The sequence below is a fragment of the Aestuariibaculum lutulentum genome (assembly GCF_032926325.1).
Lineage (GTDB): Bacteria > Bacteroidota > Bacteroidia > Flavobacteriales > Flavobacteriaceae > Aestuariibaculum > Aestuariibaculum lutulentum.
The window spans coordinates 3,668,522-3,695,313 of the sequence record NZ_CP136709.1 but is presented as its reverse complement, the minus strand read 5'-3'; the positions used below and the strand labels follow the sequence as shown (position 1 = coordinate 3,695,313).

Here is a 26,792-nt window from a genome sequence, read left to right as displayed (position 1 = left end):
TTTACGCTTTAATTTGTTCTTCACAAGATGCTATAATCTTTTCTACAGCAGTTTCATAATCAAACCACAAAGTCTTTTCAGTTTTCTTAAACCAGGTAAGCTGTCTCTTGGCAAAACGTCTGCTGTTCTTTTTAATTTCTGAAACAGCAAATTCTAAATCCCATTTTCCTTCTAAATAGTTAAAAATTTCCTTGTAGCCAACCGTATTTAGGGCATTTAAATCTTTATAAGGTAGCAGGTTTTTAACTTCGTTTATTAAGCCTTCTTTCATCATGATATCGACACGTCTGTTTATGCGATCGTAAATGATTTCCCTATCGGCAGATAATCCTATGGTAATGGTTTTAAAGGGTCTTTCGTTTTCTTTTTTATTTAAGAATGAAGAGTATGGTTGTCCTGTACCAATGCAAATTTCCAGTGCTCGAATTACCCGATGCGGATTATCAATGGCAATCGTATTGTAGGCAACAGGGTCTAAGGATTTTAATTGCTCTTGTAAATAAGTCAATCCTTTAGTCTCTAAATCAGCGTTTAATGAATTTCGAATGGAAGCATCAACATCCGGAAAATCGTCTAACCCCTTGGTTACGGCATCGACATAAAGTCCTGAGCCACCAACCATAATAACGACATTGTGATTTTTGAAAAGGGTTTCCAGACAGGTTAAAGCATCTTTTTCAAAAGAACCTACACTGTAATTATCCCGTATGGATTTATGATGAATAAAATGGTGTTTTGCAGCAGCCAGTTCTTCAGTAGTTGGGGCTGCTGTACCAATTTGCATTTCTTTAAAAAACTGTCGACTATCGGCAGAAATAATTTCGGTGTTAAAGTAATTAGCCAGTTTAATGCTAAGTGCGGTTTTGCCAATGGCTGTTGGCCCGATTATAGAAATAAGAAATTTACTCATCGTTTAATTTATGGCCGCAATGATAACAAAAATCCGCGTCATCTCTATGTTTTTCGGTTGAACAGTTTGGACAAACTTGTGTATTCAGGTGCACAGGTTGCTTAACTTTTTCTTCTTCATTTTCATCTTTTTTAATCTGGCTAGTATATTCAGCCGAGACAATTCCTGTAGGAACCGCTATAATACCATAACCTAAAATCATAACCAAAGATGCAATAAATTGACCTAGAGGTGTTTGTGGAGCAATGTCTCCAAATCCCACCGTAGTAAGCGTTACAATACACCAATAAACACTTTTAGGAATGTTGGAAAAGCCGTTTTCTTCACCTTCAACCAAATACATTATTGTTCCCAGAATAATTGCAATAATAACGACTGTAAATAGGAATACAGAAATTTTGGCACGACTTGCCCGCAATGCCGAAAGTAAACGTAAGGAAGCACCCAGATAACGCGCCAATTTTAGAATTCTAAAAATACGTAATAGGCGCAATGCCCTGAGTGCGGCTAGAGCATGAATGCCTCCAAAAAACAGAGAAATATATTTTGGTATGGTCGATAATAAATCGATAATACCATAGAAACTAAAAATATATTTAAAAGGCTTTCTAACTGTTACAATTCTGGCAATGTACTCAATACTGAATAAGACGGTAATAATCCACTCAGATACATTAAGAATAGTATGATATTTACTGTCTATACTCTTTACGCTTTCCAACATAACCAGTAAAATACTGGCTAAAATTACGATGAGTAAAACCACATCGAATAGTTTACCGGCAGGCGTGTCGGCTTCATATATAATTTCATGAAGTTTTGTGCGCCAGTTTTTGTCTTGTGGTTTATCCATTAATTCAAAAATAAGAAAAGATTAGCTATTTGATTTTAAGACAAAAATGGAATTTTGTTGAATATCCACCAATTTGTTAAAAATCTCTTTAAGATAAGGATAAAATTCTGGGGGATATGCAGGTGATTTTAAGTTGAATTTTAAAATTAAATTTATTGAGTTGTCTACTAATTCAGATGTAAATATAAGTTGACCTGAGTTGCTTGGAAGTGAAAGATTTGTGTCTTGTGGTTTTTCAAGCAAAGTATATTTATCACCTAAATTAATTTTAAAAGAATACATATAATTTGTTCTATACCCAAAGTCAACCGGGTAGGTGCGCTCTTGAAGTTTAAAGGGATTTTCGGAAGTAAACTTATCAAAAAAGGGATTTAAATAGATGTTGTCTCCAATTTGTTCGGTTTTGTACTGGATGTTATAGGTTTCATAAAAGTTATCACTGGTTTTATCTTCAGAGATTAAATTATAGTCTGAAATTTCAGTGTTGGGTAGTGAATTGGAAAGTTCATCTACGTATGAGTTTTTATTTGGAAAATAACGCTCCTTGGAATACAAGGCATGATATCCAGACGATTTTCGTTTTACTTCTCCAATCAGGTTTTTCTCATCATCAAAATTTAGCTCGGTGTTGTACATGGTATAGGTCGTTCTTATAGGATTTATATCAATCCAGGAACTACCACTTTTAAAGTCTAATAGACGAGCATAACCATTTAAACATCTAAAAGGAATTTCACCAAAAGTTAAATAACGTTCTGTAGCATCTAAGAAGTAAGTGTTATTGTCGACAATAGCTTGAACCGTTAAATAGTTAAAATCTGAAATTACAGGTATTTCTTTTGTAGCAAAACCATTTTCGCGCGTAGACATGATTATAGGTTTTACCTCTATTCCAGAGGCATCAAGTAAATTATGAAGTAAAATATTGATAGATGAAACGTTGCCGGATTTGTTTTTAATTAATTCTTTTACAGACAACTCATCGTTATAAATACTGTACTTGCCATCCCATGTGTAATTTTCCTGAACAAAAAAGTAGATAGCTTTAGCCTTTTTTAATATATCAGTTTCATTAATAATTGTTTCTGGAAGAAATTCTTTGGCATCAATAGATTTTAGTATTTGACGACCTACACTTTTTTCTTTTTTAAGTTCATCATCAACATCATCCCAGGATTTTGTATAATGATTTACAGCTCCAGTGAAATTTTTAAAACTCTTTAATTCGTATTCAATACGAGCTAAATAATTATGTTTTGATGTCATGTAGTCTTCTTCTATGAAAGCAGGAATATCTTTCATAGCGTATTTAGATATGGTACAGTCGGCAACACCGCCATTAAAAGTTGTTAAACAATGTTTAGCAATTTTAGATTCGTTAGTCATTAATTTTTTACCACCTATGAGTTTTATGTGGTATTGCCAGTTAGCAGGAACACTTGTGTTGTATTCGCTATATAGTTTGGGAATGTCACCTTGAAAGTTCCATCCTTTATAATTAAACATGAATGGAGATGTAATTTTGTAGCTGTAAGTAATAACAGAACCTTCCTTTATGTTAGGTAAGGTGAATTTTACCAAATTGTAGTTTTCGTTGTATTCTTCGTTGTGAATGTCTTTTTTGCTTAAAGTTGTTTCTTCAATTTTATCACCAGAAATAATGTTATGCGTGGATGCTACTATATTAAAGACTTTTTGAGAATTGTCTTTGTTTTTATATAAGGGGATAACAATGGTAGCTTCATCAAAGCCCTCACGATTTAAAATCTTTAATTTGCATTCTATTTCTGTTTTTAATTCAAAATCCTCGTTGTCTACATAACTATTTCCTCTTTCATAAATAATTAAGGCATTTGCAGTTGAGTCTTTTGAAAAAGCCTCAGCTTTTACATCTTCAGGTTTTACGTTAAAACTGTAAGGGTAATAATTTTCTTGAGCAAAACAATAAAGATTTAAAAGTAAAATCAGGGCAGTTGTAAATTTTGTCATTTAGTTATAAATGTGATTGTTTTTAAACTAAAATATAAAATTATAGTTGTTTTCTTTCAAGAATAATGTTTGAATTTTCTTGAATTCTAATCAATTCATTAATAAATTCTTTAATTGATTGATAATAATCAGGTTGGTAAATTGCCTGATTAAAATTAATTTTAAAAATTAAATTTACAGAGTTGCCTATTACTTTGCTTGATAACACCATGGTTGCACTTTTGTTAGGTAATTCCAGTATTAATTTTTCAGGAATTTGCTTTATGGAATAGCTGTCATTAAAATTTAATTGAAACATGTATAGGTAATTATCTTTGAAACCAAAGTTTATGGGGTATATTCTGTTTTCTGATTTTAAAGGGATGTCATCAAGATATTTAATCAAGAATGGGTTAATAGTAACTGTATTATTGTCTGTTTGAATAGTGTAAGTTATGTTGTAAGTTTCTTTAAGATTTACATCCTCTTTTAAAGTGCTAACTGCAAAATCTGAAATTGTTTTATCAGGAAAACTTTCTGTTAAATTCTTAAAGTACGATGGCTCGTCGTTAAAATAATTTTGTTTAGAATTTAAGGCATGATACCCAGTTTTTTTACAGGCTACAGTTCCTTTTACATTCTGGTCCTTATCAATATTGATTTCTAAATTGTATAGTTGATTTGTTGTAAAAAGGGGATCGATATCTATCCATTCATTATTGTTTTTAGAGTTTAGGCGCATACCATATTGGTTAAGGCATTTAAAAGGGATTTCACCAAAGGCTAAATAGGGATTTGAAGCGTCTAACAAATACGTCTTTTTATTAAGTTCGACTTCAACAAGCAAATAATTGAAATCAGATAAATCGAAGTTGATTTTTGAAACTAACCCGTTATCTCTTGTAGATAATATTACAGGTTTAGCTTTTATACCGGCTTCATTTAATGCATTTAATAGTAATAGATTTATGGATTGAGCATTGCCAGATTTATTGTCAATAACGTTATTTAGGGAAAAATCTTCAACGATATTGTTAACTCCATTGCAATTGTAGTTTTTCTGAATAAAATTATAGATTTCTTTGGCTTTAATTAGTTTATTGGTTTCAGATAGGATTTTATCGGGTAAAATTTTATTAACTTGAGATTGTGTTAATTGTCTGCCTGTAATTTTACTTTGAATTACCTCGTCATCAAAATCTTTGTGGAATTTTGTATAATCAGTAACCTTACCAGAAACAGATGTAAATTGTTTTAATTCGAATTCAATTCGAGCCACAGAACTTCTTTTAGATAGAGTATAGGCCTCTTCTTTAAAGGCAGGAATATTTTTCATTATGTAATAAGAATCAAAACAATCGATATACAAATAAGGACTGTTAGCCAAAACCGTTGGAATGGTGTTTTGAATGGCGAAGCATTTTGGTTTAATTAAAGTGTTAGAATCGGTTAAATAGATATCTCCATAAATTTTAACGTCATATTCAAAATTTTCGGGAATACTTAACTCTAGTTTACTGTATAATTTAGGAATGTCTTCTTGAAACTGCCAACCGTTAAGATGTGTCAAGAAAGGAGATTTAATAGTATAATTATAGGTTATTACAGAACCAATTTTAACATTTTGTGGATTTAAGATTAGTGAAGACCTATGTTTATTATGTTTTTCGTTTTTAATCAGGTCCTTATTCAATTTGGTTTCAATAATTTCATTATTCTCCATATTATGGGTAATAACTCTAATATTTTCAACTTTTTCACTAGCTAGTTCGTTATTGTATAAAGAAATATAATGTATGGCGTTACTCAACCCAGATTCATTTAAAATCTTAATTTTTCGAATAACTTTTCTAATAAAATAGATACAATCTTTAAATTCAAAATCAATATCTGTAGAAACTTGAACAGATTCGTAAATGATTAAGGCATTGGCTTCAGAATCTGCTTCATAACTGGAGCCCTTTAAGTCTTCAAAGGTAACATCATACCCTTGAGTATTATAATATTCCTGAGAAAAACCACACAGACTTATAAAGAGCGTCAGGATTTTAATTAATTTTCGTGTCATAACAGTTTAATCGTTACTGTTAAAGTTCTGAAAATTAATTAATCAAACAAAATTGTTTTTAGTTTCTTATTTTTCCTTAGGTAACTCTGAATAATATGTTGAGTGTCTCTATTGTTCTGCATTGGAGTAATAATAGATTGAAGAATCTCAATATTATTAATCTGGTAGTTTAGATTATAAAAACCGATACCTTTAAATACGCCATTTTCAATTAAAATAGCACTGCGCTCGTCAATATCACGACCTCTGTCTATAATAACCATGTTTTGGTTAGTGTAACTGTTTTTAGCTATTAATTTAGAAACACGATCGTTATAATTTTCGGGAGATTCTTTGCCAATGCAAGCGCCTTCACACTGTTTTATATCGTAATTAAAACAACTGGTTTTGGTTTGGTATATGCCGGTTAGTTTCTGGCAAAGTTTATATTCTTCAACGGCGTGGTTTATAAAACTTTTACCGCTGTCTCTGTTGCTAAACGTGGTTATGGGTTTTTTACGACCGTCTGCAATATCTATTTTTAAATTAATATACCCCTTATCGTCAGTAAAGCTGTAAAGGGCATGAGTAAAACGCGTTCTACGGAGTGCACGATTAAATTTAGGTTTAATGTTTTTAATCGCTTCGCTTTCCTTTAAAAGCGCTACAAGTTCGCTACCTGTGGTTTCATAACTCACCGAATCCACTAAATTCTGAATTTGTTTAGACTTTCTATTGGTATTTGTAAAATGCTGATTGACGCGTTTTTTTATATTGTTACTCTTGCCAATATAAATGATATTACCTTCTGCATTATGAATATAATAAACACCGGTTTCCGAAGGTAAATCGGCTAAAATATCTAAATGTCTTGGTTCAAGCTGATGCTTAGGATTTAGTTTAATAGATTGCTGAATGATACTTTTAGAAGTGTCTTTATCTAATAACAGTTTAAACAATTTAAGCGTTGCCAATGCATCACCTGATGCTCTATGGCGATCGCTTACAGGAATCCCTAAAGATCTTACCAATTTGCCTAAACTATAAGAAGGTTGTCCCGGAATAAGTTGTTTAGAAAGTTCAACAGAACATAAAGAAGGACGAATATATTCGAAACCTAAACGTCTGAATTCGGTACACAATATACGATAATCAAACTGGGCATTGTGAGCTACCAAAATACAATCTTCGGTAATCTCAACAATGCGTTTAGCCACTTCAAAAAACTTAGGGGCATTGCGCAACATATTGCTGTTAATTCCCGTTAGGTTAACTACAAAAGGTTGTATTTCGCGTTCAGGATTAACAAGGCTAATGAATTGATCTACAATTTGATGTCCATCATATTTGTAGATTGCAATTTCGGTAATGCCTTCCTCGTTATACTTGCCACCAGTCGTTTCTATGTCTAATATTGCGTACAAATAATGTTCTTAAGTTTAAAGCTTGAAATGTCTTAGTTGTAGTTTCGTTCTCCAAATATACTACTTCCAACCCGAACCATTGTACTTCCGCAGTCAATTGCTAACTTATAATCACCACTCATACCCATACTTATGGTTTCTAATTTGCAGTTTGGGGTTTCAATAGCTTTTAATTCATCAAAAGTTTCTTTTAATTTGGTGAATTCCTGCTTTATTTGAGTTTCATTATCAGTAAAAGTAGCCATACCCATAACGCCAACAATTTTTATATTTTGTAAGTATGAAAAGTCATCAGATTGCAATATTTCTGAAGCTTCAGCGGTTGTCATTCCAAATTTACTGTCTTCTTCAGCTATTTTTATTTGTAGCAAGCAGTTGATGGTTCTTCTGTATCTCGCGGCTTGTCGGTTTATTTCATTCAGAAGTTTAAAATTATCGACACCATGAATTAAATTCACAAAAGACGCCATGTATTTAACTTTATTGCGCTGCACATGACCAATCATATGCCATTGAATATCTTTAGGCATCACCTCGTGTTTCTCGACCATTTCCTGAATTTTGTTTTCACCAAAAATGCGTTGTCCGGCATTGTAGGCTTCCATTAAATCAGGAACAGGTTTGGTTTTAGATACCGCTACGAGGGTAATATGTGCAGGTAAATCGGATTTTATATGATTTAAATTTTGTGGTATTGACATTTTTTAAACAATATATTATTTAGAGAATTGAATCGATATGGTTTCGGCCTTTTTACTTTCTGAATAATCGTAAAATCCTTCCCCGGATTTTACGCCTAATTTTCCGGCACAAACCATATTCACTAATAACGGACATGGTGCATATTTCGGATTTTTAAAGCCGTCGTACATCACATTTAAAATTGATAGACAAACATCCAACCCAATAAAATCGGCAAGTTGTAATGGTCCCATAGGGTGTGCCATACCCAGTTTCATCACTGTATCAATTTCAAAAACTCCTGCAACGCCATTGTATAAGGTTTCAATAGATTCGTTAATCATGGGCATTAATATACGGTTCGCAACAAACCCTGGATAATCGTTTACTTCAACCGGAGTTTTTCCTAAATCAGCTGAAAGTGTCATGATAGTTTCGGTAACCGTGTCACTGGTATTGTAACCACGAATCACTTCAACCAGTTTCATGATAGGCACCGGATTCATAAAATGCATACCAATAACTTTGTCAGGTCTGGAAGTAGCTGCTGCTATTTGGGTAATGGAAATAGATGAGGTATTGGTTGCCAGAATAGTTTCTTCGGCGCAAGCTTCATCTAACTGTTTGAAAATTTCCAGTTTTAAGTCGATATTTTCAGTCGCTGCTTCAATAACCAAATCGGTTTGTTTGACGCCTTCAGGAATGCTTAAAAATGTTGCAATATTTGATAAGGTTTCGGCTTTATCTGTTTCATTTATAACTTCCTTAGCTATCATTCTGTCTAAGTTCTTTGAAATGGTTGATAAGCCTTTTTCTAAAGACGCTTCGCTAATATCAATAAGATTCACTTTAAAACCGTTTTGAGCAAAGGTATGAGCAATGCCATTACCCATGGTTCCAGCCCCTATAACTGCAATCTGTTTCATTTTTTAAGCTATTTGTTATCTTTTAAATACATAAATAGTTTGATATTAAAAATACCAAACTATTTAAAAGTATAAAAACGTTGCTTAGTTAAAAGCAATTTATAATTTGAGTTGCTACTCGCAAGGCCTCGGTACCGTCGTGTAACGTTACTATTGGTGCTCTATCGTTATTAATGGCATCGGCGAAGGTGTTTAATTCATCTAAAATAGAATTGTTATTCGCAACAGGCGGATTATCGAAGTAGATTTGCTTTTTCTCGCCTTCGGCATTTTGTAATACCATATCGAAATCGCCAGGATGTTCCGGAGCGTCTTTCATTTTTACGACTTCACATTTTTTCTCAAGGAAATCTACCGAGATGTAAGCATCTTTCTGGAAGAAACGTGCTTTTCGCATTTTCTTAAGAGAAATTCTACTTGCTGTTAAGTTGGCCACACAACCATTTTCGAATTCAATACGCGCGTTGGCAATATCAGGAGAATTGCTGATAACAGCAACACCGCTGGCACTAATATGTTTTACTTTAGATTTTACAACACTTAAAATAATGTCGATATCGTGAATCATTAAATCTAAAACCACAGGAACATCGGTTCCTCTTGGATTAAATTCCGCTAAGCGGTGCGATTCAATAAACATAGGAGCGTTAATTTCGTCTTTAACAGCTAAAAAAGCAGGGTTGAATCGCTCAACATGACCAACCTGACCTCTTAGTTTGTTTTCGGCTAAAAGTTCACGGATATGTTCGGCTTCTTCAACCGTATTGGTAATAGGTTTTTCTATAAAAATGTGTTTGCCTTTAGCAATAGCTTGTTTGGCACAATCGTAGTGAGAAAGGGTAGGTGTTACAATATCTACCATGTCTACAGCATCAATTAATTCCTCTATAGAATTGAAAAACTTATATCCGAATTCGGCTTCTACTTTTTTACCGTTTTCCTCGTTGGCATCGTAGAAACCAACAAGTTCATATTTATCTGATTGATTTAGAAGTTTTAAATGTATTTTTCCAAGGTGACCAGCACCAAGTACACCGGCTTTTAGCATAATAATATTAGGTTTTCAACAAAAATAAGATATTTAAAGTATGAATATCATTATTATTAGTATAAATTTTCGACTAAAGAAAGGCAACGGAAATTCTATAAAAATTATTTTCAGCTTTAAAATGTTTAACTAATTTTAGCCTTTACAAACACCAGCGAATATTGAAAGATACTTTTAGACATAAGGGATTACGCCAGCAATTGGTTAATGTGTTAATTGACAAAGGAATAAAAAATGATGCCGTATTAAAGGCCATTGGTAAAATACCGAGACACCTTTTTATGGATTCTGGTTTTTTAGATCATGCGTATGTCGATAAGGCATTTCCTATTGCAGCAGACCAAACCATTTCGCAACCTTATACTGTAGCTTTCCAAACCGAATTGTTAGATGTAAAGCGCGAAGATAAAATACTTGAAATAGGAACAGGAAGTGGTTATCAAACCGCAGTTTTACTGGAATTGGGAGCTCGTGTTTATTCTATAGAACGTCAGCAGGAGTTGTTTAAAAAAACCAGTAAGTTTTTACCTCAATTGGGTTATAGAGCTAAAAGTTTTATTTTTGGTGATGGTTATAAAGGCTTACCTCAGGAAGCGCCGTTTGATGGTATTATTGTTACAGCTGGTGCGCCATTTGTGCCTAAGCCTTTGTTAAGCCAGTTAAAAGTAGGGGGTAGGTTAGTGATTCCTGTGGGTGAAGATGTACAAATTATGAACCTATTTATTAGAAAAGGTCCTAAAGAATTTGAACAACATGAATTTGGAGAATTCCGCTTTGTACCTTTGCTAGAGGATAAAAATTAATCCCATACAAATTTCCAGGAACCATTACTTTGGCGCCGCCATACCGTATGAAAGATGCCTTTTGTAATTATGTCTTTTCCAGTTGTGTCTTGATGCGTATAGCTGTATGTTCCATAAGTATAGGCTAGATCACCCGATGATGCAACATCTACAAAATCGGGCGACCATTTAAGTCCTTTTGAGTTTGAATCTACCATATATTCGGCAATGGCCGATTTACCTTTAATCAGTTTTTCATTACGAAGTAAAATAGCATCATCGGAAGCAAAATAAAGAAATGCTTTGTTCATCCCTTCGCTTTGCGCCATTTCGGAAAAACGGTGTTCGGTTTCTAAAACCTCCTGTTTCCAAAGCTCTATTTGTTCTTTATTAGGCTTCATATCTTGGTGGCATGAGATGATAGATAAAATGCATAGCGAAAGAGCGATTAAGGATTTCATCTTTTGTTAGGTTACTCTTTTGTTGCGCTTTCAAAAGCATTAAGTCCACCAACAACAGGTAAAGTTAACGTTGTTCCGTCTAAATCAACGGTTAATTCAGTACCAGGTTTTGGATGCAGTGTAAATTCTTTGTCGCTGGAAAAAATCATTAAGCCGATTTGTTGACCTGCTCTGATAATTTGATCATCAGGCATTAAATCGAAAGTCACTTCATAAAATTTACCAGGCTTTAACGGCTCGCTTTCTAGAATGGATTTGTGGTTTTGAGGATCGGCCCAACCACGAGTAATAATATTGTCGGTGATCTTTACTTTGCCTTCGTTCCAAGGTAATGACACTAACCAAACCGATAAGTTTGCCGCAGGTTTATTACTTGCCAATTTAACGGTAACTTTTGGAACACCTGAAATATGAAGATCTTTTGAAAGTTTAGGGGTGATATAAATAAGACGATTTTTTGAACTTTCAGCTTTAGCTAAAGTAGCACCGTCAAAATTTACATCATCAACTAAGGTTTCTTTGCCTTGCTTTTTTGATGTGTTTACGCTTAAACTTCCTTTTGCAGGGTTTCCTTTAACTAAATGAAGTGTTACTGGCTTAGCTTCAGGATTTGGGAAATCGGCATAAGCTGTTGGCTCAGACTGTTTGTCGTTTTCTCTAACAATCCATGCTTTGTTGCTTTCATTTTCTACTCCGTTATCAATTCCGAATAAATAATGTGTAAACCAACGGTTCATCATCCCTACTGGAGGTGGTCCGCCATGTCCATTTTGATGATAGTAGATTTGGGTTTCCAAGCCCATTTCTTTAGCTTTTTTATAGATTCTATAACTGTGCTCTGGCATGACATTCCAATCGTTAAATCCGTGAGACATTAACAACGCAGCTTTCATCGGTGCCATATCGTTTAAATAATCGCGACCTGCCCAAAAATCATTATAATCGCCGGTAATTCTATCCTGATATTTTCTAAGAATAGAATCTCTGACAAACTGATTGTTATGTGCTCTTTTTGATTCATCACCACTATGTATAAATTCATAAAGAACATCAATATCTTCACCTAAATACCCCCCTGGAGAACGTACCAATCCGTTAGAGCGGTAATAATGATAATACGATGTATTCGGCGCTACAGGGATAATGACTTCCAGTCCTTCAACACCTGTTGTTGCGGCTGCTAACGGAAGTGTGCCGTTGTATGATGTTCCTGTCATACCAACTTTTCCGGTAGTCCAGTACGCTTCAACAGTTTCATTTCCGTTAGGTTCAGTATATCCTTTTGCGCGTCCGTTTAACCAGTCTATAACTGCTTTAGGAGCCAATGACTCATTATCTCCTCCAACGGTTGGAGAGCCTTGAGATAATCCTGTTCCGGGAGATGACGAGTGGACTACGATATAACCTCGAGGAACCCATATGCCAACTTGAGAATTTGATATAATTGGACGTTTTCCTATTCGGGTAACTTCAGGGTGTACATGGTCTTTAGGTTTTTCACCTAATTCGTGATTAACATCCCAGAAGATACCATCAATATCTGGAGCGACACCGGCGTAGTATGGGCTTGATTCGTAAATAACAGGAAGTTTTAACCCCTCAGTTTCGGTTTGAGATGGTCTGGTAACATCTACATGCACACGATCCGGTTTACCATCACCATCAGAATCGAAAGTGGTTTCTACCCATAAATCATGTCGAATCCATTTGTCAGGATTACTGAAGGCTTCAATAATTTGAGCCTCACCGTTTTTAAAAACGGGTTCAGCTTTTTGACCAAAAGTAGAGGTAGCTGAAAAAAAAATGCTCATAAGAATAGAGCATTTTAAAGTGTTGTTTAATTTCAACATAAATATTAAGATTTTTGCTTTGGTAAGTATGTTCTCGGTATTGGTGTTCTTCGAGACTCGTTTGCCCAGTATATATTTATAATCCACCAACGTTTACCATCATTATATAATTGAATACTGTTGATGCCTCTCATAAAAGGCTCTTCGTCTTCTTTATTTTTATAAGCTTCATAGGTGCTGAATACTTGAGACATATTACCAAATGTATTGGAAGTACGATGAATTTCTCTTTCATGAAAACCATGTTCAACCATCCATTTTCCAGAGTTTTTAATGTAATCGCCCGGATTCATGTAGCTAACCATAGCTTCACGCATTTGGTTTTTTCCTGAAGCAATTAATTTAGCATCTTTATAGAACAGAAATTTGAATAAATCCCAGTTGCGTTCTTCTCCAGGATCTCCGGAAATCACATCATATAATGTACGAACAATATTGTCTATGGTTTGTACATTTTGTGTGTAATCAGGTTCTTTGTTTTCTTCTTTAGGAGCTTCATCCTGAGCAAAAGTTGAAATAGATAAAGTGCTTAAAAAAGCAAGCAAAATGATTTTTTTCATTCTATAAGGTTATAAAATTAAGTTTAAATATAGCCGTTTGGTTCTTAATATCTTGTTAAACGTATCTTAAACATTAATATTTTAGGTTACGTTTTTATTTGTAAGCTTTCTTTATTCTGTCTAAATCACGTTTATTATCGCGGTCTTTAATAGTATCGCGTTTATCGTGTAATTTTTTTCCACGAGCTAAAGCAATATCCATTTTAGCAAATCCTTTATCGTTAATAAACAGACGAAGTGGAACTATAGTTAGCCCCGTACTTTGCACTTCTTTATAAAGTTTTTTTAATTCGCGCTTGTTTAAAAGGAGTTTACGTTCGGCTTTTGGTCGGTGGTTGTAGTAGTTTCCAAAGGCGTATTCTTCAATAGTCATATTGATTACGAAAAGTTCTCCACGTTGGTTAAATTCACAAAAGCTTTCAGCTATAGAGGCTTTACTGCTACGTATTGATTTAATTTCGGTTCCCGTAAGCACAATTCCTGCGGTATACTTATCAAGTATTTCATAAAGGAAACGGGCTTTCTTATTTTGTATGTTAATCTTTTTCTGCATCACGCACAAAACTACACAATTTACTCGAAAATTGAGATTTGTATAAGCATCAAAGATTACCTAAAATCCAAATTATATTATCCTTTTATTTAGTTGGTTTAATATGAGGATGTTTATTATAGGTAAGCTGGTAGTGATTTTAAGGGTTCATAGTAAAGCCGACTTTTAAAGTCACTTGCCACATGGCTACCTGTCCGTCTTCAATATTGCCGCGGGTTTCAATAACTTCAAACCATCTAAGGTTATGAATTGATCTTGAAGCTTTTTCTAAAGCATTTTGTATGGCATCATCACTTGATTTTTCTGAAGTGCCAACAATTTCTATTTTCTTGTAAATATGTGCATCCATGTCTATTATTAATTTTAAAATGATTCATATAAGATACGAAAAATGGATGAATCATTCATTTCGTTAAGTATTTATACTTAATTAATACTTAGTTTTTATTGGGTTTTATTTGAAAAAAAATAGTCTGGTTATTGTTTTTTTGAAATATTAATAATTAGTGTTATAAAAATGATAAAATCACTTTATAATGAATTGTTTTTTATTGTCTTCCCATAAAACATTTGTACTTTTGTTTCTCGACTTTTAAATAAACGATTATCAAAATAATTTTATGAATTCATACGATGTAGCCGTTATCGGCTCGGGTCCTGGAGGATATGTTGCAGCTATTCGTTGCGCACAATTAGGCATGAAAACTGCCCTTATAGAAAAGTACAGCACATTAGGAGGAACTTGTTTAAATGTAGGCTGTATTCCAAGTAAAGCATTATTAGATTCGTCGCACCATTACGAAGATGCGGTTAAGCATTTCGAAGAGCACGGTATTGAAATCCCTGGAGATGTAAAAGTGAATTTAGAGAAAATGATTGCTCGTAAGCAAGCAGTTGTTGATCAAACGACAGGTGGTATCGATTTCTTAATGAAGAAAAATAATATCGATGTTTACCACGGTTTAGGAAGTTTTAAAGACGCTACGCATATTACTATTGCAGGCAAAGAAACTATTGAAATCGAAGCAAAAAACAGTATAATCGCAACAGGAAGTAAGCCAGCCAGCTTACCTTTTATAAATATTGATAAAGAGCGAATTATCACATCTACAGAAGCTTTAAAACTTAAAGAAATTCCAAAACACTTAATCGTAATTGGAGGTGGTGTTATTGGTTTAGAGCTTGGACAAGTATATAAGCGTTTAGGAGCAGAAGTATCTGTTGTTGAGTTCATGGATCGTATCATTCCAACTATGGATGGAGGTTTATCGAAAGAACTAAACAAAGTTTTAAAGAAACAAAAATTCAATATCAATACGTCTCACAAAGTGAAATCTGTAGAGCGTGTTGGTGATGAGGTTATTGTAAAGGCTGATAATAAAAAAGGAGAAGAAGTAGAATTCAGAGGAGATTACTGTTTAGTATCTGTTGGACGTCGTCCGTATACAGACGGATTAAACGCTGAAGCTGCAGGCGTTAAATTAACAGAACGCGGACAGATTGAAGTTAACGATCACTTACAAACCAGTGCTTCAAACATATATGCAATTGGAGATGTTGTTAAAGGAGCGATGTTAGCGCACAAAGCTGAAGAAGAAGGTGTGTTTGTAGCTGAAACATTAGCAGGACAAAAACCTCATATCGATTATAACTTAATTCCTGGTGTGGTTTACACATGGCCAGAGGTTGCTGCCGTAGGTAAAACTGAGGAGCAATTAAAAGAAGCAGGTGTAGCTTACAAAGCAGGTTCGTTCCCAATGCGTGCTTTAGGTCGTGCCAGAGCAAGTATGGATATCGACGGATTTGTTAAAGTATTAGCAGATAAAGCAACCGATGAAATTTTAGGTGTACACATGGTTGGCGCCCGTGCAGCCGATATGATTGCTGAAGCAGTTGTAGCTATGGAGTTTAGAGCATCAGCTGAAGATGTTTCTCGTATGTCTCACGCACATCCAACATTTACAGAGGCTATTAAAGAAGCAGCATTAGCAGCTACTGAAGATAGAGCGTTACACATGTAATTACCATTTCAAAATAAATATATAAGCCCTTTACTTTTTAAGTAGAAGGGCTTTTTTGTTTTTATCTAGGTTGGTTTTTATGTAAGATAAATCACTTATATAATGACTGTAAATTGATATATGTCAATAAATAGATGAAAAAGAAAGCAACTTTTATGGAGGTTGCATTTTTTTTGTAATTTTTTTCAAAATAGTGTGACTTATCCTCTTGGGTTGTGTCTCATTAAAAAAGAAAGTAATAAAATAGCAGCAAGCGCACCTTGAAAATCAACAATATTAGTACCAGTTTACCAGATGAGGATCTTGTTCGCGCCATTGTTAAAACCAATGACACGCTGTTGTTTGAAGTGCTCTATGATAGGTATGCGACGCTAGTTTATAACAAATGTTTAAGTTTTTCAAAAGATGAAGATGAAGCAAAAGATTTAACTCAGGATGTATTTTTAAAGCTTTTTGTGAAGTTGTCTAGTTTTAAAGGAAGTTCAAAATTTTCAACATGGTTATATGCGTTTACGTATAACCATTGTGTCAATTATATAACGAGAAATACGGCTAAAAAAATAGAAAAGCAGGCGGTAGATCATTACGATATTGAAAATATTACCGATGATCATTACGACGAGGATTTTAGCCAGATGAAGGTAGAGAAACTAAAAGATGCATTGAACTTAATTTCTCCTGATGAGAAAATGATTTTACTCCTAAAGTATCAAGATTTCTTGACAATTAAAGAAATTGAGAGTGTGTTAGGAATTGGTGAGAGTGCGGTTAAAATGAGAATTAAACGTGCCAAGGAAAAGCTTTTAACAGTATATAATGAATTTTGATAATGGATAATCCGTTTCAATATATAAATAAGCCCCTAAAAGAAGTCCCCCCGGAACTTAAGTCTAAGGTGATGAACGATATCGCCGTGGCCAAGCTACTTATGGAAATGGCGAGTTTGTTCTCTTTCGATATTGCTAAAGTTATAGAACAGACCGTAAAACAAAGAAAAAAGAAAATGTAAAAGATCACTAAACCAAATAAAACCTAACGCTAAAAATAAAACATGGATAAATTAACGGAATGGAATGATAATGTAATGCATTCATTATCAACTATGACAAATGAAGTGGCTAAAGTGGTGCCTAATTTACTCGGTGCATTGGCTGTTCTAATTATAGGATGGTTAAGTATTAAGCTTATTGTTTTTGTTGTTAGACGAGGACTCAAGTTTGCTAAAGCCGATAAGTTAGATGATAAACTAAATGAAATTCAGTTCTTGGGAAGTAGCCAATTGAATTTCGATGTTATTGGCATTATAACCAAGTTTGTGAAATGGGTGATGTATTTAATTATTGTTATCGTAATCACCGATATTTTAAATCTTACCATAGTTTCAGAGGAAATCAGAAACTTTTTGAGATACATTCCACAGTTATTTTCGGCGTTAATCATATTTACCATTGGTTTACTGCTGGCTAATTTTATTAAAAAGGGGATTCAGTCTTTTTTTGATTCTATGGATATGTCTGGTGCTAAATTTATCAGTCAGGTGGTATTTTTAGTATTGCTTGTTTTTATATCTATTACCGCATTAAATCAGGCAGGGGTAGACACAGAGATCATTACAAGTAATATTACCATGATTTTAGCGGCCTTTTTACTGGCATTTGCTATTGCTTTCGGTTTGGGAGCACAACGTGTGGTAAACGATTTACTAAGGGCGTTTTATGCCAGAAAGACTTATGAAATAGGACAGGTGATAGAGTTTAACGATATTAAAGGCGAGGTCGAGCGCATTGATAATATTTCCATTACCATAAAAACATTAACAGGGAAATTGGTAATACCTATTAAAGATATAGTAGAGAGTCAAGTAAGAATACGGGAATAACTTTAAGTTAGGGTTAAAATTTGGTTGGTTACTTTTCTGTAATCCGAACGCTCTTTACTCATCCCTTTCCATTAATTTGGGAAGGGATTTTTTTATTGGTTTTAATCGGCTAAATTAGCCCGGTAATTTATCTTTAAATGAACAGGTCGTATTTAGAATTGCATATTGCTATTATTTTAGCCGGCTTTACTGGTTTGTTTGGTAAACTGGTAATGCTTAATGAAATGCTGTTGGTGTTTTACCGTGTGTTATTTTCATCTGCAGTATTACTTATTTTGCTGAAGTATTTACAGCGTCGCAAAACCAATGTGCCATTCTGGAGTAAAACGAATGGACTCATGTTAGCTAATGGGGTGTTACTGGCTTTGCATTGGGTGTTCTTTTTCGGAAGTATTAAAGCCTCAACCGTGTCGTTGGGTATTTTGTGCTTTTGTCTCACCAGTTTTTTTACGGCTATATTGGAACCTTTAATAAACCGAAAGGGCTTCTCTATTCGGAATTTAGGCTTAAGTACCCTTAGCTTAATAGGGATTGCTTTAATTTTTGGTTTCGATAGTTCGTATCGGCTAGGTATTGCGCTGGGGGTTATTTCTTCAATATTTATATCGGTATTTACCATTTTTAATGAGCGTTTTATTCATAGACATGATACGCTTAAGGTAACTACGTTTCAAATGGTTGGCGGGTTTATAGGATTAGGATGTATTATTCTTTTGTTTACTCAGGTTACCGATTTTGTGTTTCAATTTCCTAATACCTCAGATTTGGGGTATTTATTAATCTTGTCCCTGTTCTGTACGGTATTACTATGCCTGTTGCTGAATAATGCCTTGCGCCATATCAGCTCGTTTACCGTGAACTTAAGTTTTAATTTAGAGCCTATTTATACCATTATACTTTCGGCTATTATTTTTAATGAAGCAGCCGATTTTACCTTATCCTTTTGGATTGGTTTAAGTTTCATTGTGCTATCTATTGTACTTCAAACACTTTTTGCGCGTGCGTCTCGTAAACGGATTAAAGCACAGGCTTTGTCTGAATTATCAACCTAAACCACTTTTTTTACCAATTACAAAATTAAAACTACGTATTTTTTACGTAGGCCGTAAATTTTAACAACATCCTAAAACCATTGTTTTTACTGCTATTTCGCAGGTTTTATTCATTTTCGTGTTAAAATTATTAGGATTTTTATTTGTCTCTAAGTATTTATACTTATATATTTGCGTTAGTTACGTAATAAATACGTATTTCTGTTTTAGGTTTTAAAATACATTGGTATGAAAGTAACACAAGGCGCAAATAAAACATTGTTTATTAATACTCTGGCATTTACATTCTGTTTTGCAGCGTGGCTGTTAAATGGTATTCTAGTAACGTTTCTCGCAGATAATCAGGTGTTCGACTGGAGCGCTGTAGAAATAGGATGGTTAATAGGTATTCCAGTGTTAACAGGTGCTATATTTCGTTTACCGGCAGGAATTTTAACAGATAAGTTAGGAGGTAAACCGGTATTTGCTGGCTTGCTTTTAATTTGCGCCATACCAATGTATCTTTTGTCTTATGCCAATGGGTTCTGGTCGTTTGCTTTATGCAGTCTGGGGTTTGGAATTACAGGTGCCAGCTTTGCAGTAGGTATTGCCTTTTCATCTATCTGGTATCCTAAAGAAAAACAAGGCATTGCTTTGGGGATTTTTGGAGCTGGTAATGCAGGGGCCGCTATTACAACATTGGTAGGGCCGAAGTTATTGAATTATTTAACCGATGGCCGAACAAATTTGGAAGGGTGGCGAATGATGCCACGAATTTACGCCGCATGTTTAGTATTGATGGCGATTATATTCTTTTTAACGACGACCAATAAGAAACCGGTATCAAGTACAAAAAGCCTCTCAGGCATGTTGCAGCCTTTAAAGAGTGTACGCGTCTGGCGATTTGGGTTGTATTACTTTTTAGTCTTTGGTTGCTTTGTGGCTTTCGCAGGATGGCTCGTCCCATATTACACCAATGTGTATGCTCTGGATTTGGCCACTGCAGGACTATTAGCCTCATGTTTTAGTTTACCATCAGGAGTAATCAGAGCTTTTGGTGGCTGGTTATCCGATAAGTTTGGAGCCAGAAAAGTGATGTACTGGGTGTTAGGAACATCGGTGGTGTTAAGTTCGACGTTAATTATCCCCAGAATGGATATTTACGCTGCTGGAAAAGGTATTATGGCAAAAGGCTCCGGAGAAGTTACTGAGGTAAGCGATACGCATATTGTGGTTAACAATATAACCTATCCTGTAATACAGCGTTCAAAAGAATTGGCTCATGCTGATGATGAGTTTAGGGTTTTCCCGGTTAAGGAATCCTGGCAGCAGGTGCGTGTGAAAAAGGGCGATAAGGTGAGTAAAAAAGAATTGCTGGCCGAAGGGAAAACTCATATTTACTTTCAGGCTAACGTGTGGATCTTCGCCATTATTGCCATAATTATAGGATCGGTTTGGGGAATTGGAAAGGCTGCGGTATATAAACATATTCCTGATTATTTTCCGGAAGAAGTTGGTGTAGTAGGAGGTATGGTAGGTGTACTTGGAGGTTTAGGAGGTTTCTTTTGTCCTATTTTGTTTGGGTACTTACTGGAAGGCACAGGACTTTGGTCGAGTTGCTGGATACTTATGCTCATACTATCGGCAGTTTGTTTGGTTTGGATGCACAGAGTAATACAGCAAATGACAAATAAAGCAACACCTTTATTGGTTAATAAATTTGAGAATAATGTAGATTAAAGTTGTTTCAGGTGTTGTAGAATAAAAAGTCGTCTTGTTGTTAGTCCAAGACGGCTTTTTATGTTTTAAGCAGTTGGTTGTTTTAAAAAATATCGTTCAATATTTTCGCTAAACGTATACCAGCTATTTGTAACTGACTTCTAACCGTTTTAAAATGATCGTAAGAATAACGGTATCTTAAGTTTTCGTTGGGTTCAACAGAAGCGTAGACTTTTTTAGTAATGTCGTGGGTTTCGTTCACCCAATCTATAACAGAACCTTCCTGAATGGCTTTTATTTGATTTTTAGATAATACATCGGCATTGTCAGCCAATTCATCATAGCCCATTTTATAATCTTCAATCATATCTGAATCCCAAACACGGTGCAGGTTGCTGTCTTTGTAAAACCATTGTAGTTTGAAATCATTTCCGCCTTTATCTTCAGCTAATCCTACATGCATTGGCTGGTGTAGATCACCAATCAGGTGAATAAGCATTTTTAAGTGAAAGATTTTATCCTCATCAGATGCATTTTTGTCTAATAAAACCGCTTTACAGGATTCAATACCTGTTACTAAATCACCATCAGGATTCTTCTCAGAAGTTTCATAGGTTTCATCAAAAGGCATGTTAACAAAGTGCCAGGTGTAATACTTGTCATAAGCTTTATCCGATTTAATTTCATCGCCATAGGTCGAGGCAAACGCTAAAGAATGTTGTTTCAGCAAACGGTTGACTTCACGTTTCGCTTTTCCTTTTAAATATTTTTGAGCAATTTCGCCAACCACACGATGTCCGGTAGCTCCCCAGTCGTCTACTGTTGAGGCGTTAAGATTTAAGGAGGAAATAAGAATAGTTAAAATACAAAGGTGAAGGGAGAAGGATTTCATAGATATGTATATATTTTATTTTGGTTTATTCTGGTCGCGACGGTCTTCCACATCAGATAGATGCAGACCTTTCTCACGTAAATAATAATTGTTTTTAGGACTTCCTATAATCTGCGAGGCATACACTCCGGAATGTCCTGAGAACAGGTAAGCGGTGCTGCAGGCCAGAGCGATAAACACTCCTGATTCGATTCCGAAAAGTTCTATACCCATTATCGTACACGCAATTGGGGTGTTGGTAGCTCCGGCAAATACGGCTACAAATCCCATACCGGCCAATAAGCCCATTGGTAGCGGAATGAACCATATTAATGCGTTTCCCAGTGTGGCGCCAATATAGAATAAAGGCGTGACTTCGCCACCTTTAAATCCTGCTCCCAAAGTAAATGAGGTAAACAGAACTTTTAGAAGGAAATCGTATGAGTTTAAGTCAACGCTAAACGCATCTACAATAGTCGGAATTCCTAAACCTATGTATTTGGTCGTACCCATAAAGTAAATGGTGATAGCTAATACCACACCACCAATTACAGGACGCAATGGCGGATAGCTAATGTGTTTTTTAAACAGGTCTCCCCAGAAATGTGTCGATTTTGAGAATAACATAGCTACTAAGCCAAAAATGATACCCGCTAGTAAAGCCCATAGCAGATTGATGGGGGTCATTTCGGCTACGCTATCAATGTGATAATGGGTGTGGGGTACGCCCCAAACCCGGCAAAAATAATCGGCAAATACGGCAGCCATAAAACTAGGTATGATGGCATCTAAGCGTAAACGCCCTAAAATAAGCACTTCCAACGCGAAGATTCCGCCTGCTAAAGGTGTACCAAATACCGAAGCAAAACCGGCGCTAATACCGGCAATTAAAATGATTTTTCTATCGCGTTTCGAGAGTTTTAAAATTTTGGTAAACTGGTCGGCAATGGCACCACCTATTTGTACTGCCGTACCCTCACGACCAGCCGAACCCCCGAATAAATGCGTAACAATGGTTCCGAAAAGTACCAAAGGCGCCATTTTAAATGGGATGATTTTTTTAGGGCTATGAAATTCTTCCAGTAACAGGTTATTGCCTTTTACAACACTGCTACCAAAAAGGTGATAGGATAAGCCGATAATGAAACCACCTACGGGCAGTAACCAGATAATCCATAAGTGAGATTCGCGGTAATTGGTTGCCCACTCTAAAGCGGTAAGAAAAAAGGCTGAAACGCTACCTGCCAGAGCTCCTAATACCAAACAAATAAAAAGCCATTTGATAAGATATAATAGCGATGGTATTTGTTCGAAAGCAAAAAGCTGTTTTTTAATATTGGTTAGGTTCATAAATTGCAATAAGACACAAATATAAATGAAATAATAAATTTTGTAAGCTTATGTGCACTAGGGTTTTGAAATATTTAATGGAAGTGTATGGCGAAACATGTAATTTTTGTTGAATATATGCATTTTAGTTGTTTTTGTACAAAATTGTTGTTTTCGTGTATTTTAGTTGATTATGCGGTTTTTATTCAGTTTTGTCAAATCCTGTGTTTTTAACACGGTCATACTTTAAGGTGGGCTTTGCTACGCTTTAACTACGGCTTTGCTATGCCTTTGATAGCATAAATCGAGTAATCTTAAGGTGTGAACTGTGAGCGGATATGATTAAGAATTGGTTATGGATGACTATTAATTGAAATGCTTTGTTACGAGTGCTTTATATTTTGAAACACTCTCTTTTAATCAAATCAAAAAAGAAGGATTGTTAACCGTTAACCAGACAGTTATGGTTAAGATACATGGCTTTTAAGAGCGTAAAACCTTAGTTTCTGTATTTAATTATAAGAATTTACCGTATAATATTAGCCGTTTACAGGAGTTTGATTCGAGTTTCCTTCGGGAATGGTTCGGGTTTTCTCCGTAAAATAAAGGTTTTACCGAAGAATTCCCGAAGGAATATCGAATATGACTCGAAGGAAACCTCTAAAATAGGTTTTCAATTGATTATGTATTTTCTTAAATAAAGACAATATTTTGTAGGTATTTATGTATATTTGGGTGTATATATAAAAAAAATAAACACACCAGTGTGTTTATATGCATGTTGTAAGTAATTTGAGAAATACTTCAAATAATATTAATTCTAACAATTTTCACTAATTGTAATCAAAAAATGACTGAAATTGAGAAAGCATTAAATCTGTCGGATGAAACTGAAAAAATTATTGCTATTGGAGAATTAATCGGAAACAAAATTGGGGACGATGACTCTTTAGAAGACTTAACTGAATCGGAAAAAACCTTTCTCTATGTGGATATTTTAGAAAGAGAAGTAAATAATGGTGGATTTGACCAGTTCTTTTACAATTCTTCTGGGGAATTTGCCCACGAAATACTTGATGCTTATCAGAAAATCGGAGCCGAAAAAACTGCAGACATAATAAATAGAGCGATAAAATTATTTCCAACTTTACCTGTTCCGAAAAATTGGGAAGCAAGACAAGATATTATGTTGGCTAAAGAATCAAATTCATTTCTATGGAATGAACTTGATACCGAATTTTATAAATACGAAGACAATATTATTGAACTGATAATTAAGTATGTTGAAAAAAACAAAGCGGACTTTGAATAAAAAACTACTTACAACACCGGCTATAGTTCATTGCTTCTGACTTTCCTATCGGAAAGTCCTCGCAAATTTGCTATCTTCGGTTTACGGCGGAAAATCCTCGCGGATTTTCACGCAACGAAACCATAGCCAAACCGTTGGCAACAAGTTGAAAAAGAAAATGAAAAACCTACTTACATTCATAATTCTGACATTTAGTTTTAGTTGTTTCTCGCAAACTCAAGCGGAAATGAATAAACAAGCATATGCAGAATTTAACAAGTCCGACAAAACATTGAATGAAATATATAAAACCATTTTATCTGAATATAAATCGGACACAATCTTTCTACAAAACCTTAAAAAATCACAAAGACTTTGGATTCAATTTCGAGACGCTGAAATGGAAATGAAATTCCCAAATTATTCAGATAAAATATATGGTTCAATTCATCCAACTTGTAGAGCATTTTACTTAAAAGAATTAACCGATAAAAGAATTGAGACTTTAAAAGAATGGGTTAGCGGAACTGAAGAAGGAGATGCTTGCAATGGCTCGGTAAAAATTATTGAGGAAATTGACTCTCAATATATGGGAAAAGCTTTTATCGAAAAAAACGGAACTATTTGGATGTCAGCAAATATGAAAAAGGACCATCGGATTTTCGGATATAAGGACAAAGACATTTATTCAGAAAAGATGATTTTATTATCAATATTCACAAATGAAGTCGAGAATAATCCTTTTGATTGCGAATATGGAGCCTTCTATGACACAAACGGAATGAAAGATATGGAGTTAAAGTATATCGCAACCGAAAATGAATTTTTGAAAATAGAAATAATAAAAAACGGAAAAACCATTGACCAAGTATATATGCTTAAAAAATGGTTCAAGTTTGAATAATAAAAACCAGTTGCCAACAATGGCTATAAGAAATTGCTTGTTCTCGCCTACTTCTGAAAATCCTCGCGGATTTTCAGTTTGGTGTGTACTTGCAAAGTTAAGTGCTAAACCACGCAACTACTCATAGCCGAGACCGTTGTAAAACATATCCCAAGTCTAATGAAAAAATCAATATTCATAACTTTATTTCTGTTTTCATTGTTATCTTTTGGACAAAAATTGACTGACAAAGAACTAATTGAAAAGTCTATAGAGTTTTTAAGAGTTAACGAAAAAGATTTATTAATAGAAAAAGCAACTTTAAAGACATATCAGAATGATAAAATTATTATTGTCTTACCAATTTTAACGAACAGAGATAATGAATGCGACTATTGTTACGATATTGACAATAACATTCTTGTTTGGGATAAAAAATCAAAATCATTTGAAGCTAATTACACGAAAAAATCTGAATGGACTTCAGATGCCGTTTATTTAAGTTCATTAAAAATAGATACTGCACCTTATTATTTAAATAAAAACATCAGAGCTTTTGGATTAAGATATAGTTATAGTGGAAGTTCAAGAGTAAATCCTTATGACAGTGAAATAATCAATTTATATTATTTAAAAGACAACAAAATAATTGAAGTTTTGAGCAATTTAGAAATAGAAAAAACTACTGGAGAAAATAATGGAACTTGTGAAAATGCATCTTTTGAAACTTCAAAGAGTATTTTGATTATGAATGACCAATTTGAGGATAAATTAAATGACATAAGCATTAAGACAAAGATTAAAAATTATTCACTTGATTCAGAATGCGACAAAGAGATAGTTAAAAGTGAAAGTATAAAGTACGAAACATTAATATTTAACGAAAAAGAAAAAAAATACGTTTTACAACACCGGCTATAGTTCATTGCTTCTGACTTTCCTCTCGGAAAGTCCTCGAAAAATTGCTATCTTCGGTTTACGGCGGAAAATCCTCACGGATTTTCACGCAACGAAACCATAGCCAAACCGTTGTGCGTCAGCTGAACCAAAAAAGATGAAAAACTGGAGAAATTTATTACCACTACTATTTGCTTTTCTGACATTTGAAATTGGAAGTTGTCAAAACGAAAATGACAAGTCAAAAGATGTAGAGGAAATTAAAATTTCTAGAAACGAAATTGATGCACCAGTTAACGAATATCTAACTCAAAAATTAAAACCAATTCGAGAGAATTTTAAACGGATAAATTCAACTGAAAATTGGACAGAAATAAAACAAATTGACATACTCGAATCAAGCGAAAGTGCAATTGCAGTTTTTTATTTTCAAAAAAATAAATTGGAAAAAGTAATTACTCGTCACTTTGGAGAAACAGCCCAAAAATTGACAGAATATTACTTGATAAACGGAGAACTTTCGTTTGTTTTTGAGAAATTATATAAATACAACAGACCAATTTACTGGGATTCCATAGCAAAAAAAGAAAATAATGATAATGAAGTCTTCGATTTTGAAGAATCCGAAATTATAGAAGACAAAAGTTACTTTTCAAATGGAACACTCTTGCACCAAATAAACAACCAAGATTGCGGTTCACCATTTGCATCTGACTATCTTTTAGAAGAACAAGAAAGACTGTTAGTTGAATTTAAAAGATTAATAAAATTAGAAAAGAAAAAATAAAGCCGAACGCACAACACCGTG

25 protein-coding genes are annotated in these 26,792 nt (G+C 34.4%); 10 read left to right on the top strand and 15 right to left on the bottom strand.

What is annotated here, in order from left to right:
- Position 1: 1 nt before the first annotated feature.
- From miaA to R1X58_RS15665, 8 genes are all read right to left on the bottom strand, one after another.
- Positions 2 to 910: a tRNA (adenosine(37)-N6)-dimethylallyltransferase MiaA gene (gene miaA / locus R1X58_RS15700; RefSeq protein WP_240573319.1), complete on the bottom strand. Its 909-nt coding sequence runs from the start codon at positions 908 to 910 to the stop codon at positions 2 to 4.
- Complete coding sequence (locus R1X58_RS15695; protein WP_240573318.1) at positions 903 to 1,763, bottom strand: ion transporter; 861 nt, start codon at positions 1,761 to 1,763, stop codon at positions 903 to 905. Before R1X58_RS15695 ends, miaA begins: the two co-directional genes overlap by 8 nt.
- Before the next feature lie 21 nt (positions 1,764 to 1,784).
- The gene (locus R1X58_RS15690) at positions 1,785 to 3,752 is read right to left on the bottom strand and encodes a transglutaminase domain-containing protein (protein WP_240573317.1); all 1,968 of its coding nucleotides are present in this window, start codon (positions 3,750 to 3,752) and stop codon (positions 1,785 to 1,787) included.
- A gap of 40 nt (positions 3,753 to 3,792) precedes the next feature.
- Positions 3,793 to 5,799, bottom strand: coding sequence for a DUF3857 domain-containing protein (locus tag R1X58_RS15685; protein ID WP_240573316.1), 2,007 nt, complete (start codon positions 5,797 to 5,799; stop codon positions 3,793 to 3,795).
- A 38-nt stretch (positions 5,800 to 5,837) separates the two neighbouring features.
- Positions 5,838 to 7,202 carry an exonuclease domain-containing protein gene (locus R1X58_RS15680; RefSeq protein ID WP_240573315.1) on the bottom strand — a complete coding sequence of 455 codons (1,365 nt, stop codon included), beginning with the start codon at positions 7,200 to 7,202 and terminating at the stop codon, positions 5,838 to 5,840.
- Positions 7,203 to 7,234: 32 nt separating this feature from the next.
- Positions 7,235 to 7,903, bottom strand: coding sequence for a YggS family pyridoxal phosphate-dependent enzyme (locus R1X58_RS15675; RefSeq protein WP_240573314.1), 669 nt, complete (start codon positions 7,901 to 7,903; stop codon positions 7,235 to 7,237).
- A gap of 15 nt (positions 7,904 to 7,918) precedes the next feature.
- Positions 7,919 to 8,809 (bottom strand): 3-hydroxybutyryl-CoA dehydrogenase, encoded by an 891-nt coding sequence (locus tag R1X58_RS15670; RefSeq protein WP_240573313.1) that lies wholly within the window; start codon positions 8,807 to 8,809, stop codon positions 7,919 to 7,921.
- Between the two features lie 88 nt (positions 8,810 to 8,897).
- On the bottom strand, positions 8,898 to 9,857 hold the full coding sequence (locus R1X58_RS15665) for a Gfo/Idh/MocA family protein (RefSeq protein ID WP_240573312.1): 960 nt from the start codon (positions 9,855 to 9,857) through the stop codon (positions 8,898 to 8,900).
- A gap of 161 nt (positions 9,858 to 10,018) precedes the next feature.
- On the opposite strand from R1X58_RS15665, the gene R1X58_RS15660 reads away from it, so the two are divergent.
- Positions 10,019 to 10,660 carry a protein-L-isoaspartate(D-aspartate) O-methyltransferase gene (locus tag R1X58_RS15660; RefSeq protein WP_240573311.1) on the top strand — a complete coding sequence of 214 codons (642 nt, stop codon included), beginning with the start codon at positions 10,019 to 10,021 and terminating at the stop codon, positions 10,658 to 10,660.
- Here the strand turns inward: R1X58_RS15660 and R1X58_RS15655 are convergent.
- From R1X58_RS15655 to R1X58_RS15635, 5 genes are all read right to left on the bottom strand, one after another.
- Positions 10,657 to 11,100, bottom strand: a complete 444-nt coding sequence (locus R1X58_RS15655; RefSeq protein WP_240573310.1) for a YybH family protein — start codon at positions 11,098 to 11,100, stop codon at positions 10,657 to 10,659. The genes R1X58_RS15660 and R1X58_RS15655 overlap by 4 nt on opposite strands.
- Before the next feature lie 11 nt (positions 11,101 to 11,111).
- Positions 11,112 to 12,911 (bottom strand): Xaa-Pro dipeptidyl-peptidase, encoded by a 1,800-nt coding sequence (locus tag R1X58_RS15650; RefSeq protein ID WP_240573309.1) that lies wholly within the window; start codon positions 12,909 to 12,911, stop codon positions 11,112 to 11,114.
- Between the two features lie 44 nt (positions 12,912 to 12,955).
- Positions 12,956 to 13,510, bottom strand: a complete 555-nt coding sequence (locus tag R1X58_RS15645) for a hypothetical protein (protein WP_240573308.1) — start codon at positions 13,508 to 13,510, stop codon at positions 12,956 to 12,958.
- 94 nt (positions 13,511 to 13,604) lie between these two features.
- Positions 13,605 to 14,063 (bottom strand): SsrA-binding protein SmpB, encoded by a 459-nt coding sequence (smpB, locus tag R1X58_RS15640; RefSeq protein WP_240573307.1) that lies wholly within the window; start codon positions 14,061 to 14,063, stop codon positions 13,605 to 13,607.
- A 139-nt stretch (positions 14,064 to 14,202) separates the two neighbouring features.
- On the bottom strand, positions 14,203 to 14,412 hold the full coding sequence (locus tag R1X58_RS15635; protein WP_240573306.1) for a dodecin: 210 nt from the start codon (positions 14,410 to 14,412) through the stop codon (positions 14,203 to 14,205).
- A 271-nt stretch (positions 14,413 to 14,683) separates the two neighbouring features.
- Between R1X58_RS15635 and lpdA the strand changes: the two genes are divergently transcribed.
- The 5 genes from lpdA (at position 14,684) to R1X58_RS15610 (ending at position 20,734) form a co-directional block, all read left to right on the top strand.
- Complete coding sequence (gene lpdA, locus R1X58_RS15630) at positions 14,684 to 16,084, top strand: dihydrolipoyl dehydrogenase (protein ID WP_240573305.1); 1,401 nt, start codon at positions 14,684 to 14,686, stop codon at positions 16,082 to 16,084.
- A gap of 260 nt (positions 16,085 to 16,344) precedes the next feature.
- Entirely contained in the window at positions 16,345 to 16,911 is a 567-nt protein-coding gene (locus R1X58_RS15625; RefSeq protein WP_240573304.1) for an RNA polymerase sigma factor, read from the top strand.
- 224 nt (positions 16,912 to 17,135) lie between these two features.
- Complete coding sequence (locus R1X58_RS15620; protein ID WP_240573302.1) at positions 17,136 to 17,963, top strand: mechanosensitive ion channel family protein; 828 nt, start codon at positions 17,136 to 17,138, stop codon at positions 17,961 to 17,963.
- A 137-nt stretch (positions 17,964 to 18,100) separates the two neighbouring features.
- Positions 18,101 to 19,015, top strand: a complete 915-nt coding sequence (locus tag R1X58_RS15615) for a DMT family transporter (RefSeq protein WP_240573301.1) — start codon at positions 18,101 to 18,103, stop codon at positions 19,013 to 19,015.
- Between the two features lie 228 nt (positions 19,016 to 19,243).
- On the top strand, positions 19,244 to 20,734 hold the full coding sequence (locus tag R1X58_RS15610) for an MFS transporter (protein WP_240573300.1): 1,491 nt from the start codon (positions 19,244 to 19,246) through the stop codon (positions 20,732 to 20,734).
- A gap of 82 nt (positions 20,735 to 20,816) precedes the next feature.
- Here the strand turns inward: R1X58_RS15610 and R1X58_RS15605 are convergent, their stop codons facing one another.
- Positions 20,817 to 21,605 carry a S1/P1 nuclease gene (locus R1X58_RS15605; RefSeq protein WP_240573299.1) on the bottom strand — a complete coding sequence of 263 codons (789 nt, stop codon included), beginning with the start codon at positions 21,603 to 21,605 and terminating at the stop codon, positions 20,817 to 20,819.
- A 15-nt stretch (positions 21,606 to 21,620) separates the two neighbouring features.
- Positions 21,621 to 22,934: a voltage-gated chloride channel family protein gene (locus R1X58_RS15600; protein ID WP_240573298.1), complete on the bottom strand. Its 1,314-nt coding sequence runs from the start codon at positions 22,932 to 22,934 to the stop codon at positions 21,621 to 21,623.
- Positions 22,935 to 23,763: 829 nt separating this feature from the next.
- On the opposite strand from R1X58_RS15600, the gene R1X58_RS15595 reads away from it, so the two are divergent.
- The 4 genes from R1X58_RS15595 (at position 23,764) to R1X58_RS15580 (ending at position 26,771) form a co-directional block, all read left to right on the top strand.
- The gene (locus tag R1X58_RS15595) at positions 23,764 to 24,225 is read left to right on the top strand and encodes a DMP19 family protein (protein WP_240573297.1); all 462 of its coding nucleotides are present in this window, start codon (positions 23,764 to 23,766) and stop codon (positions 24,223 to 24,225) included.
- 157 nt (positions 24,226 to 24,382) lie between these two features.
- The gene (locus tag R1X58_RS15590; RefSeq protein ID WP_368734526.1) at positions 24,383 to 25,108 is read left to right on the top strand and encodes a lysozyme inhibitor LprI family protein; all 726 of its coding nucleotides are present in this window, start codon (positions 24,383 to 24,385) and stop codon (positions 25,106 to 25,108) included.
- A gap of 159 nt (positions 25,109 to 25,267) precedes the next feature.
- A complete protein-coding gene (locus R1X58_RS15585) occupies positions 25,268 to 26,008 on the top strand; it encodes a PA3715 family protein (protein WP_240573295.1) in 741 nt (246 codons plus the stop codon).
- Positions 26,009 to 26,141: 133 nt separating this feature from the next.
- Complete coding sequence (locus R1X58_RS15580) at positions 26,142 to 26,771, top strand: hypothetical protein (protein ID WP_240573294.1); 630 nt, start codon at positions 26,142 to 26,144, stop codon at positions 26,769 to 26,771.
- Positions 26,772 to 26,792 lie beyond the last annotated feature (21 nt).